Origin of the sequence: Psychrobacter sp. T6-4, assembly GCF_052258425.1 — a bacterium.
Lineage (GTDB): Bacteria > Pseudomonadota > Gammaproteobacteria > Pseudomonadales > Moraxellaceae > Psychrobacter.
Window position 1 is genome coordinate 50,114 of record NZ_JBQQEZ010000003.1, and the last position, 12,782, is coordinate 62,895.

The 12,782-nt window shown below is 44.1% G+C and carries 8 protein-coding genes and 2 tRNA genes; 4 read left to right on the forward strand and 6 right to left on the reverse strand.

The window, feature by feature from the left end; genetic code table 11:
• The first annotated feature begins 78 nt into the window (after window positions 1-78).
• From ACTXGE_RS03030 to ACTXGE_RS03045, 4 genes are all read left to right on the forward strand, one after another.
• Complete coding sequence (locus ACTXGE_RS03030; protein WP_443541879.1) at window positions 79-1,668, forward strand: class I SAM-dependent DNA methyltransferase; 1,590 nt, start codon at window positions 79-81, stop codon at window positions 1,666-1,668.
• Window positions 1,658-2,959, forward strand: coding sequence for a restriction endonuclease subunit S (locus tag ACTXGE_RS03035; RefSeq protein ID WP_443541877.1), 1,302 nt, complete (start codon window positions 1,658-1,660; stop codon window positions 2,957-2,959). The genes ACTXGE_RS03030 and ACTXGE_RS03035 overlap by 11 nt, the downstream gene beginning before the upstream one ends.
• Before the next feature lie 769 nt (window positions 2,960-3,728).
• Window positions 3,729-4,283: an REP-associated tyrosine transposase gene (locus tag ACTXGE_RS03040; protein ID WP_443541876.1), complete on the forward strand. Its 555-nt coding sequence runs from the start codon at window positions 3,729-3,731 to the stop codon at window positions 4,281-4,283.
• 292 nt (window positions 4,284-4,575) lie between these two features.
• Window positions 4,576-7,773, forward strand: coding sequence for a type I restriction endonuclease subunit R (locus ACTXGE_RS03045; protein ID WP_443541874.1), 3,198 nt, complete (start codon window positions 4,576-4,578; stop codon window positions 7,771-7,773).
• Window positions 7,774-8,048: 275 nt separating this feature from the next.
• Here ACTXGE_RS03045 and ACTXGE_RS03050 read toward each other — a convergent pair.
• The 6 genes from ACTXGE_RS03050 to ACTXGE_RS03075 form a co-directional block, all read right to left on the reverse strand.
• Window positions 8,049-8,135, reverse strand: a tRNA-Leu gene (locus ACTXGE_RS03050).
• Between the two features lie 136 nt (window positions 8,136-8,271).
• Window positions 8,272-8,345 (reverse strand) — tRNA-Cys (locus ACTXGE_RS03055).
• 139 nt (window positions 8,346-8,484) lie between these two features.
• The gene (locus tag ACTXGE_RS03060) at window positions 8,485-8,619 is read right to left on the reverse strand and encodes a putative transporter small subunit (RefSeq protein ID WP_443560270.1); all 135 of its coding nucleotides are present in this window, start codon (window positions 8,617-8,619) and stop codon (window positions 8,485-8,487) included.
• Between the two features lie 78 nt (window positions 8,620-8,697).
• Window positions 8,698-10,347, reverse strand: coding sequence for a sodium:solute symporter family protein (locus ACTXGE_RS03065; protein ID WP_443541948.1), 1,650 nt, complete (start codon window positions 10,345-10,347; stop codon window positions 8,698-8,700).
• 574 nt (window positions 10,348-10,921) lie between these two features.
• On the reverse strand, window positions 10,922-11,716 hold the full coding sequence (locus tag ACTXGE_RS03070) for an ABC transporter ATP-binding protein (RefSeq protein WP_317200385.1): 795 nt from the start codon (window positions 11,714-11,716) through the stop codon (window positions 10,922-10,924).
• An 83-nt stretch (window positions 11,717-11,799) separates the two neighbouring features.
• Window positions 11,800-12,699 (reverse strand): ABC transporter permease, encoded by a 900-nt coding sequence (locus ACTXGE_RS03075; protein WP_443541871.1) that lies wholly within the window; start codon window positions 12,697-12,699, stop codon window positions 11,800-11,802.
• Between the last annotated feature and the right edge of the window lie 83 nt (window positions 12,700-12,782).

Here is a 12,782-nt window from a genome sequence, read left to right on the forward strand (position 1 = left end):
ATAATAAATTCCTTTCTTGCATGGCTAATCACGCGCTTGTTGCGTGATTAAGTATCAAAACACAGAGAACTAAAAAACATGGCTAAAACACCAGTAAGCAAAAAAGATAAAACAGACAAGGGTAATTTTGAAGAAGCGCTTTGGGATGCTGCCAACAAATTGCGCGGTAGCGTCGAATCCTCAGAGTATAAGCATATCGTCTTAAGCCTAATATTTCTCAAGTTCATCAGTGATACTTTCGAGCAGCAGCGCCAAACCCTCATTGATACAGGCTTTGAGAAGCATATCGACATGGTGCAAGCCTATACCAAAGACAACGTGTTTTATTTGCCAGAGGAGAGCCGTTGGCAGTTCATCCAGCAAAACGCCAAGCAAGAAGACATCGCCCTCAAGATCGACACGGCGCTTAGCACGATAGAGAAGACCAATCCCTCGCTCAAAGGCGCATTGCCTGACAACTACTTTTCGCGTTTGGGTCTAACCGCCAGTAAGCTTGCCGCGCTGATCGATGTAGTCAATAACATCGATACCATCGGGAATCCTGAAGAGGACACCGTCGGTCGCGTCTATGAGTATTTCTTAGGTAAGTTTGCCGCCACTGAAGGCAAAGGTGGCGGTGAGTTCTATACGCCCAAATCTGTGGTCAATCTGATTGCAGAAATGCTAGAGCCGTATCAAGGCAAAATCTACGATCCGTGCTGCGGCTCGGGCGGTATGTTCGTGCAGTCCATCAAGTTCATCGAGAGTCATCACGGCAATACCAAAGACGTCTCTATCTATGGGCAAGAATATACTAGCACGACATACAAACTGGCGAAGATGAACCTTGCCATTCGCGGTATCGCTAGCAACTTGGGTGATGTGGCGGCCGATACTTTCTTTAAAGATCAGCACGAAGACCTAAAAGCCGACTTCATCATGGCCAATCCGCCCTTTAACCAAAAGGACTGGCGCGCCGCTGATGAGCTGGTCGATGATCCACGCTGGGCAGGTTATCCAACGCCGCCGACGGGCAATGCCAACTATGCGTGGATATTGCACATGATATCTAAATTGTCTGAGCACGGTACAGCAGGTTTCGTACTGGCCAATGGTTCGATGTCGACGACCACTAGCGGTGAGGGCGAGATACGCGAGCAGATTATCGAGAACGATCTCATCGATTGTATGATTGCGCTACCCGGTCAGCTGTTTTATACCACGCAGATTCCGGTGTGCTTATGGTTTATCAGTAAAGACAAAGCCGCCACCTCCGCTGATAGCAAAGCACGTGGGCTGCGTAATCGTAGCGGTGAGACACTATTCATCGATGCGCGTGCTATCGGTAGTATGATTGATCGCACTCATAAAGAATTCAGCAACGATGATATCGAGACCATTGCTAATACTTATCACGCGTGGCGCGGTGAGGTAGAAGCAGGTGGTTATGACGCCTATAGCGATGAGGCAGGCTATTGTAAATCGGCAAGCCTAGCAGATATCAAAGCCAATGACTATGTATTGACTCCGGGGCGTTATGTGGGCGCGGCAGCGATTGAGGATGATGGCATCCCGTTTGAGACAAAAATGCTAGAGCTAAGTCAAACGCTGTATGCACAAATGCAAGAGTCACAAAAACTAGATGCAACCATTCGTCAGAATTTGGAGGGTTTGGGTTATGGCGAGTGATTGGTGTGAGCTAACTTTAGAAGAATCGATGGATGCTATTATTGATTATCGAGGAAAAACTCCTAAAAAAACTGATTCAGGAATCCCTCTTATTACTGCAAAAATAATTAAGAGAGGAAGGATTGAAACAGTTAATGAGTTTATATCTGAGGATGATTACGATACTTGGATGAGGCGAGGCATTCCTAATGAAGGTGATGTAGTGATGACTACAGAAGCTCCTTTGGGTGAAATTGCTCAATTAGATGGACGAAAGATCGCATTAGCCCAAAGAGTAATTACTCTACGTGGTAAAAAAGATATCTTAGATAATACTTTCTTAAAGTATTTAATGATTTCTGAATATGTACAACATCAACTTGATGGTAGGGGCACTGGTACTACAGTCAAAGGAATAAAGCAGTCTGAACTGCGTAAAGTAGTGCTCAAATTTCCTTCATTCAAAGAACAAAAAGCCATTGCTCATATCCTCGGTTCTTTAGACGACAAAATCGAACTTAACCGCCAAATGAACGAAACGCTAGAAGCGATGGCGCAGGCACTGTTTAAAAGCTGGTTTGTTGATTTTGATCCTGTTATTGATAATGCGCTCGCGGCTGGTAATGCTATCCCTGATGAGTTTATCGAACGTGCCGAGCAGCGAAAAGCGATTGAGAAAAAAGACCATTCAGATATTCAAGGTTTATTCCCTGATGAGTTTGAGTTTACTGAGGAAATGGGTTGGATTCCGAAGGGGTGGGTGGTTGAGAGTTTTGGTGACGTTTCGATATGTTTTGATAGATTAAGAGTTCCTTTATCCAAAAAACAAAGAGAAGATAAAAAGCCTGGCGTTATTCCTTATCATGGCGCTACATCAGTCATGGATTATATCAATGAATGGATTTTTGATGATATTTACTTACTTATTGGTGAGGATGGTTCTGTAATAAAAGAAGATGGCAGCCCTTTTGTGCAATACATTTGGGGTAAAACATGGGTTAATAACCATGCCCATGTTTTGCAAGGAAAAAATGGAGTTGGCACAGAACATTTAATGTTATTTATGCAATCTCAAAACCTAACAGCTTATATAACTGGTGCTGTTCAGTTAAAAATTAATCAAGGTAATATGAACAGAATTCCTTTTTTAAACTCAGGTAGCAAAATTAATGAAAGATTTACAGCTATTATAAACCCATTTTATGAAAAGCTAAGAAGTACAGCCGAAGAAAATGAAACCCTCTCCAAACTCCGCGATACCCTTCTACCTAAGTTAATGTCAGGTGAGTTGCGTATTTCTGATACGTTGTAGGGTGCTTTTTAAGCACCATTGGCGAGATTATGAACCACAAACGGTGCTTGGAAAGCACCCTACGTGTGATTCAATTTTAATATGGTTTGGTAAGGTGTCGTTCCACGCACTATTGGCGAAGTTTTGAATGATGAACGTTGCTTGGAAAGCACCCTACGTGTGATTCGAGTTAAAGATGATTTTGTAGAGTGTCGTTCCACGCACCATTGGCAAAATTATGAACCACAAACGGTGCTTGGAAAGCACCCTACGTGTGATTCGAGTTAAAGATGATTTTGTAGAGTGTCGTTCCACGCACCATTGGCGAAATTATGAACCACAAACGGTGCTTGGAAAGCACCCTACGCGTAATTCAGGTTTAAGATGGTTCTGTAGGGTGTCGTTTCACGCACCACTAAAGTCTAACAAATAAACGGTGCTTAAAAAGCACCTTACGTGTGATTCAGGTTTAATATGGTTTGGTAAGGTGTCGTTCCACGCACCATTGGCAGGATTTACAAACACAAATGGTGCTTGGAAAGCACCCTACGTGTGATTCAATTTTAATATGGTTTGGTAAGGTGTCGTTCCACGCACTATTGGCGAAGTTTTGAATGATGAACGGTGCTTGGAAAGCACCCTACGTGTGATTCAGGTTTAAGATGGTTCTGTAGGGTGTCGTTTCACGCACCACTAAAGTCTAATAAATAAACGGTGCTTAAAAAGCACCTTACGCAAGATTTGAGTTTATGAATGTTTTAAATGTAAATTCTAAATAGGTTATAAAATAGTGCCACAATATATACGCTCATACACTAAAGGCGCGACCTACTTTTTTACATTGGTTGCGTATGAAAGACGGCCAATATTTTGTAAAGATGACTTTTTGAAAGCCTTTAAAGCAAGTATAAAAACAGTTCAGCAGCAATATCCTTTTGAAATTTTGGCATGGGTACAGTTGCCTGATCATTTACATTGTATTTGGCAGATGACAGACGAGGATACTAACTATAGTCAATGCTGGTCACGTATAAAGCGCCTTACAACAAGGGCTTGCCCGCAATATCATCTGGCATCAGATGACTTAAGTACTTCAAAGGTTAATAGAAACGAGAAGGGATTGTGGCAGCGCCGCTTTTATGAACATCAAATTCATAGCGAAGAGGATTTTATAAATCATATGAATTATTTGCACTACAATCCTGTCAAACATGGACTGGTTAAAAGGGTAAGTGATTGGCAATATTCTAGCTTTCACCGTTATGTAAAAGAGGGTTACTATCCAGTGGATTGGGGAAAAGAGGTCATCGAACTTCCAACAAAATTTGCTAATAATTTAGAATAAGATGTTTTTTGTAGGATAATATCCAATGTACCATTGGCGATATTTCGAATTATAAACAGTATTCTGTAGGGTGATTCAGGTTTAAGATGTTCTTGTAGGGTGCGTTCCACGCACCATCGACAATATTTTCGAATTATAAACGGTGCTTAGAAAGCACCCTACACCTGACACGAGTTTAAGGTAGGTTTCAAATTATAAACAGTGCTTGGAAATCACCCTACGCATGATTCAGGTTTAAGATGTTTTGGTAGGGTGTCGTTTCACGCACCAAAATATTAAAAAGGATATCCTATTGAAATTCACCGAAGACCGACTTGAACAAGCCATTATCGAGCTACTAGCAGCCGAGGGCTATCCGCACAGCGTAGGCGCGGCACTTAGTCTTGAGACTGGCCGTAATCCTGATGACGTGCTCATCAAGTCCGATCTTCGTGCGTTTCTCGCCACTCGTTATCAAGCCGACTCAATCACTGACTATGAGATTGACGCCATCATCCATAAGCTCGACTACCTGCCTGCATCCGATCTGTACGACACCAATAAAGCCGTTATGAAATGGATTGCTGATGGATTTTTACTCAAGCGCGAAGACCATACCCAAAAAGACTTATACATCCAGCTGATCGATTATGAGGCACTCGATAACAACCGCTATCGCATCGTCAGCCAAATGGCGATACAAGGCTTTGAGACCCGTATTCCCGACGCCATTCTCTATATCAACGGCTTACCACTGTTGGTGTTTGAATTTAAGAGCAGCATTCGTGAAGACGCCACTTTGTCTAATGCTTACACTCAGCTAACCAAAAGCTATCAGCGCGATATCCCAGAGCTGTTTAAATATAACGCGCTATGCGTGATTAGCGATGGGGTCAACTCAAAGATGGGCTCTTTCTTTGCACCTTACGAGTTTTACTACTCTTGGCGTAAAGTCACAGGCGTTGAGAAGTTAGAGAAAGACGGTATCGACTCACTACTGACCATGATCAGCGGCTTATTTGATAAGGCGCGCCTGCTTGATGTCATTCGCAACTTTATCTATGTACCTGACACCTCTATCAAGGACGACAAAATCGTTTGTCGTTATCCGCAGTATTATGCGACCACCAAACTGTTTGATAATATTAAGCGCCATATGAAAGTGCTAGATGCAAACGGCAAGGTTGATGAGAGCGATGCTGTACGCGATGGCAAGGGCGGGACGTACTTTGGCGCGACGGGCTGTGGTAAGAGCTACACTATGCTATTTCTCACGCGTTTGCTGATGAAAGACGCGGCGCTGGGTAGCCCAACTATTATTTTAATCACGGACCGTACTGACTTAGATGATCAGTTATCCAAAACCTTTACCAATGCCAAAACCTATATCGGCGATGAGAACATCACCAGTGTCGAGAGTCGTGCTGAGCTACAAGAGAAGCTAAAAGATCGCAAGAGTGGTGGCGTGTTCCTCACCACTATTCATAAGTTCACCGAAGACCTAGCCCTACTCACAGAGCGAACCAACGTCATCTGTATCTCAGATGAAGCGCACCGTAGTCAAATCAATCTCCAGCAAAAAATCACCGTGAGTGAGGATGGCGTAAAGAAGTCTTACGGCTTTGCCAAATACTTACATGACTCATTGCCCAATGCCACTTACGTTGGCTTCACAGGCACACCGATTGACGCCACCTTAGATGTCTTTGGCCCAGTCATCGACAGCTACACCATGGTCGAGTCGGTATTTGATGAGATCACCGTGCGTATCGTCTATGAAGGTCGCGCCGCCAAAGTGCTACTTGATAGCAAACAGCTTGATGAAGTCGAAAAATACTATACCCATAGCGTAGAGTCGGGCGCAAATGAGTATCAGGTCGACAAGAGCAAAAAAGCCATGGCGAGTATGTCGACCATCTTGGGTGATCCTGACCGCATCAGAGCTATCGCCGAGGACTTTGTGCAGCATTATGAAGCGCGAGTAAGCGAGGGCACCACCCAAAAGGGCAAGGCGATGTTCGTCTGTAGTAGCCGAGTGGCCGCCTATCAGCTCTATAAAGACATCATAGCGCTGCGTCCTGAATGGGATGAGGTGCGAGCATGCGAGGAAGGCTCAATCTTATCAGATAGCGAGAAGAAAAAGGTCAAACCCATGGAGCGAGTCAAGATGATTATGACCCGCAGTCCAGATGATCCCAAAAAGCTGTGGGATAATCTGGGTAATAAAGACTATCGCAAAGAGCTGGATCGTCAGTTTAAAAACGGCAAATCGAACTTTAAAATCGCCATCGTCGTCGATATGTGGCTCACAGGCTTTGACGTGCCCTTTCTCGATACCATCTACATTGATAAACCGCTGCAAAAGCACAGCCTGATTCAGACCATCTCACGGGTCAACCGTAAGTTTGAAGGCAAAGAGAGCGGCTTAGTCGTTGATTATATCGGCATCAAAAAGCAGATGAATCTGGCGCTCTCGCATTACACTGGCGGTCAGGTACAAAACCTCGAGGACATCCAAAAGTCAGTGGTGGTGGTCAAAGATCACTTGAGCTTGCTTGATACCGTCTATCATAAATTTGACTCTTATTCTTACTTCAACGGCACGCCACTAGAGCAGCTCAACTGCTTAAACGCAGCAGCTGACTTTGCCCTGCAATCTAAAAAGCTAGAAAAACGCTTTATGGATTTAGCCCGTCGCCTAAAGTCTGCCTATGACATTTGCGTGGGTAGTGAGGCGCTCACAAAGGCGCACAAGGACAAGATTCATTACTACCTAGCTATACGTACCATCATCTTCAAAATCACCACTGGCGGCGCACCCGATACCGAACAGATGAATCAAAAGGTGCGTGATCTGGTAAAAGACGCGCTGATGAGTGATGGGGTAGAAGAGATCTTTAAGCTGGGTGATGATGGTTCAGATGGCGCGATTGACATCTTCGATGAAGATTATCTAGCCAAGCTTGAGGCGATCAAGCAGCCTAATACCAAGCTTGAGCTACTACAACAGCTACTGGCAAAAGCTATTGGTGAGCTGAAAAAAACCAACAAGGTAAAGGGCGTTGATTTTAGTAAACAGATGAATGCTTTGATCGAAAAATATAACGATCGTGATGAGCAAGATGTGCTACAACCAAAGGTGATTAGCGACTTCTCCGATGAGATTATAAAAATGTATAACGAGCTGCGCGCAGAGATGGCGTCCTTTGGCGAGATGGGTATCAACTTTGAAGAAAAAGCCTTTTATGACATTCTGCTATCACTGGCGCATAAGTATGACTTTACCTATCCAGAAGATAAGCTGGTGGCGCTGTCAAAAGAGGTAAAAAAGCTCATCGATGAGAAGGCTAAATACACCGATTGGAACAAGCGTGATGACATCAAAGCGGAGCTACAGTTTGACTTGATGGTATTGCTCGACGCGTGGGGCTATCCCCCTGTGGATTCAAAAGAGGTCTACAAGGAGATATTCGAGCAGGCTGAGAACTTTAAGAAGCATAAAGTGGTTTAGACAGAGCAGATATACTATTGGTTTAATTGCCTCTTAATATAGTCGATCCACTATAAAATAAATACAGTGCTACTGGGATGAATTTTGTGCAGCATCTGGAGTGACGGAGTCGCACAGCAAGCAAAGAAAATTTATACCAGTAGCACGCCGTAAAAGCTGCACTCTTTTTATTTAGGACTCACTATATGACGTTTAAACCGAACATTTTGATAGCTTACACATAAAAAAAACACCGCAAATCATAACGATTTGCGGTGTTTTTAGTACTGCTATAATGGTACCCGGAGCCGGACTTGAACCGGCACGCTATTGCTAGCGAGGGATTTTAAATCCCTTGTGTCTACCAATTTCACCACCCGGGCAAAACTTGTATTATCTAATACGTCAATCAGTTGATAGACCATCTGATGACTAGATAAGTGCTCGCTATTATAAGCCGTTATATTAAGAATGCAAGCCAAAATTAACGCAAATCTTATAAACAGTGAGCAAAATAAATGGAGGCTGGGGTCGGAATCGAACCGGCGTCTACGGATTTGCAATCCGCTGCATAACCACTGTGCTACCCAGCCAAGGGTCACTATATTAGCAAAACTAATTTAAATTACAAGCTATTTTTTGGCTAAAGGCCTGTTATTTGTCAATCATCTGTGAGTAACTGTTTAATAACAACCTACTATTAAAGCAGCGCCTAGCGTTTGACTAGACTCGTTAGATAATATCTTTATTATTGCGCTGAGCTTTTTTGATATCACGATAGGTTGCAGTGCATATAAGTACTAGTACCCCGAGTGTTATCGCAGGCCAGATCAAAATATAAAGTCCATAGATAAAAGTGCTATCCATACTGTCTTCTCCTGTTTGCTGATGAATAACGGCTATGACATAAATGACTAGCACTCATACTCTAACCGTCATTTTGTATTAAATCTTTGGTACTGGTTGCACTTTGGCTTTTTTATCATAATCACCAACGCGCTGTTTGATGAGATCAAAGTCAAAACGCTCATTACTCATCAAGCTAATGATGATACAAACAACAGCGCTGACACCATAAGCCGTTAAAGAGGCGAGTAGTACCATATAATCACGCAAAAACCCTGTTGCAAATATCAGCATCAAGATAAAAGTGACGGCAGCGGCGACGAGGCCAATCTTGCGACCTAAGAAACCAAAAACCATCAATCCAATAACGACAGCTGCACCGACGCTTGCCATAACTTCGAAGAATAGAGCGGTAAATCCAGTAATAGAGACCAGCTCAAAACGGGCAATACAGAAGAATAACAGTGCTACTAGTACCGCGGCAGTAAAGGCAGTATTGGTCACGCGATTCCAGTACACGCTAGCGATAACAGGGAATACAACCGCGCCCCATAGTGCGCCGACAAATACGAGCATGACTAAAATATCAAGCTTAAAGCTTGCAAATATCAGTCCTGCTGCCGTCGCGACAATCATCGTGCCACGACCAACGAGCATCATGGTTTTGGGTTTCACGCCGCCTTTTTTGGCGATGTTTTTACCATAGACATCAGCCATCATAATAGTCGATAGCGCCGACAAATCAGAATCCGCAGTCGAGGATAACGACCCTATGACCAAGATAAAGAACAAGGCAATAAAGACCGGATGCAAGTACATACTGACCATTTGCGGAATCAAGTTGTTCATATTGCCATCGAGAGGCTCGACACCGATAGTGAGTGCCATAAGACCTATCATACCTAGGCCAATAACGATACCTGCGTAGCCGACAGTAGCGGTAACAAAGGTCGCTTTGATCTTGGTTTTGTCAATCGCAAACAGGCGCTGAGTAATCGTCTGATTACCGATAGCATAAGCCAAGACAGCAACGAAAAAAGGTGCGCCCTGTTGCAAAAAGGCTTCAGAGGAAAAGAAGTCTTGCTGCTCTAAAGTCAAATTAGATAAACCACTTACCATAACCTCAGGGCCGCCCATAGAGAACAAGACGGCGGGAATAATGACCACACCGATCGCCATCAAGGCAACTAATTGCGCAAAGTCAGTAAAGACTGAGGCGCGAAATCCAGAGGTTAAGGTATAACTGAGTACGCCCACGCCTGCGATGATTACCCCAGTTTGAAACGACAATGGCGATAATACAGATACTAGCGCGCCCGCGGCGGTAAAGTTGACCATCAAGCTAATTAAGCTGCCCATAATGTTGGATATGGCTAAAATTAATTGGCTTGATGAGCCATGACGGGCGTGAATAAGCTCGCCTAACGTGTGACCGTTGGGCGCAAGTTCACGAAAGCGCATACCAAAGGGGTAGATGAACAAAATCATCAGTGCGCCCCAAAATCCGTAATGTATGGGACCTGATACGCCGTATTTATAGCCAGAGGTGGCCGCTGCATAAAATGACGCCGCCCAGATCCAAGTGGCGGTCATGCTGGCTGCGCCCATACCGAATCCAACGCCGTGACCTGCGACCATAAAGCCGGAGGTTGATTCTTTGTCTTTTTTAATGAGTAAAGATAATAAATAAGTACCACCATAAAACGCCAGCAGTAACAAAATGACGGTCAACGATGAGAATTGAAACAATGACTCAGTTTTCAAACTTATACCTCGCAATTGTTAGGATAAAATAGTAGTTATTACATATGCAAAATCACATTATCTGCAAAGCTTACAAAGCTTACAAAGCTTACAAAGCTAAAGAGCCCACAAGTTACTGCTTATAGTAAGACCTATAGCCCTAGTTATCTGTAATACGAAAAATGATAGAGACTACTCTATATAGGCGTCTATTTATGAATAAAGCATAAGCTATAGAGAGCAGATATAGAGTAGTGGTTAAGCGGCCTGTACCATATGACTTTGCAGAGAAGAATGGCTTTGTAGAGCAGATATGAGCTAACAGAACATAAGTATTTAACTTAGAGGCTCGATACGTATTGGTAAGCAAAGCAGATGATAAACTTGCGATATGTTTTAGCTATGTTAAATGTTTGTAACTCATTTGCGTCGTAAGAGTAACCTATTGACCGATGAACCTTAAATTAAATGACTGTAGAGTCATATTTGTAATAGAGGTTGTGGACACAAAAAACCCGCAAAGATTTTTAATCCTTGAGGGTTTTAGAGTAATGTTTAGGGTAGCTAATGAGCTGCGGTGTTAACTCAAGATTAGGCTATCATCGTCAACCTTTTCGCCGCGCGTTTGCTCAAACATGTCGAGTAAATCATGAACCGTCATGCCGCGACGAATATCGCCAGCCACATCGAGTACCACTTGACCTTGGTGTAGCATAACCGTACGCGTGCCATGTGCTAATGCTTGCTGCATAGAGTGGGTGACCATCATTGTCGTCAGATTATTGTCAGTGACGATCTTGTCTGTGAGCTCTAAAACAAAAGCGGCAGTCTTAGGATCAAGGGCTGCGGTGTGCTCATCAAGCAAAAGGATTTTGGAGGGTTGCAAGGATGCCATAAGCAAGCTGACTGCCTGACGCTGACCTCCTGAGAGCAGACCCATACGATCGGTCAAACGATTCTCTAAACCAAGCTTTAGCACCGATAACTTTTCACGAAATAGATCGCGATTATTTGGGTTAAGAGCAAAACTCAAACCACGTTTGCCGCCGCGCTTATAAGCGAGCGCCATGTTCTCTTCAATCGTCAATGCCTCACACGTGCCTGCCATCGGATCTTGAAAGACGCGAGCGACCCAATGCGCGCGCTCATGTGCACTTTTTTTGGTAACATCGATACCATTTAACAAGATAGAGCCGCTATCGACGCGAGTGGTACCGCTAACGGCGTTCAAAAACGTCGATTTACCCGCGCCATTCGTACCGATAACAGTGACAAACTCGCCATCTGCAATATTTAGATCAATACCGCGTAGTGCTGGGTTTTCGATAGGGGTGCCTGGATTAAAGGTCAAGCGTAAATCATTTGCTTGCATCATAATCGTGATTCCTTATGTTTGCTGATCACGCATCTTGTAGGGCGTATTAGATAATCAAACATGTCTAATAATATAAGCGAGCGTTAAACTTTTAGCTTACGCGACAAAAGCTGAGTTTTGGCCTTAGGTAGTACCAGCGCCAATACCACGAGTAGAGCAGTAATCAGGTTGAGATCCTGCGGACCAAAGCCGATACTCCGTAGCGTGTCACTTGATAAAGCGACTTGAATAAATAGCTTATAAAGTACTGCACCGACGATAACGGCAAAGGTAATGAGCCAAATACGCTTAGCAGGGATTATTGTCTCACCAATGATGACCGCAGCTAGGCCGATAACGATAGTACCGATACCTATAGAGATATCAGCGCCGCCTTGCGTCTGCACAAATAGCGCACCTGCTAGGGCAATTAAGCCATTAGAGATTGCCATACCGATGATGGTCATCCATGAGGTATTGATGCCTTGCGCTTGCGCCATACGCAGGTTTGAGCCTGTTGCGCGCATCGATAGACCAGACTCCGTACTATAGAACCAGTCCAAAAATAACTTGGCGACCAAAACCACTGCGCCAATGATCAAACAGCGCATCCAAAAGCCATTGTCATTAGTCACAAGTGAGCTAAATACCGTCGTCTCGCCTAAGAGCGGTAGGTTCGGCGCGCCCATAATACGCAAGTTGACTGAGTATAGTGCAACCATAACCAAGATACTGGCGAGCAATTGCAAGATACCAAGCTTGACGTGTAGCCAGGCGGTGACGATACCAGCAACCGATCCTGCAAGCATACCAAAAGCGCAGGCAATCCAAGGATTGATACCGGCGACGATGGAGATACCGGCGACAGCGCCACCAAGCGGAAAGCTACCGTCAGCGGTCAAATCAGGAAAATCAAGCGTACGAAACGAGATGAGTACACCTAGGGCGACTAAGCCGTAGATAAGACCACTCTCAAGCGCACCGAAAAAGGCAATTAAGGACATAAGAAATCAATAAGTCAAAAGCGCTGCAAGTCACAACGACTAGGCGGTGAATGAAACAGATTTAATAACCTGCAAGAAAGGAC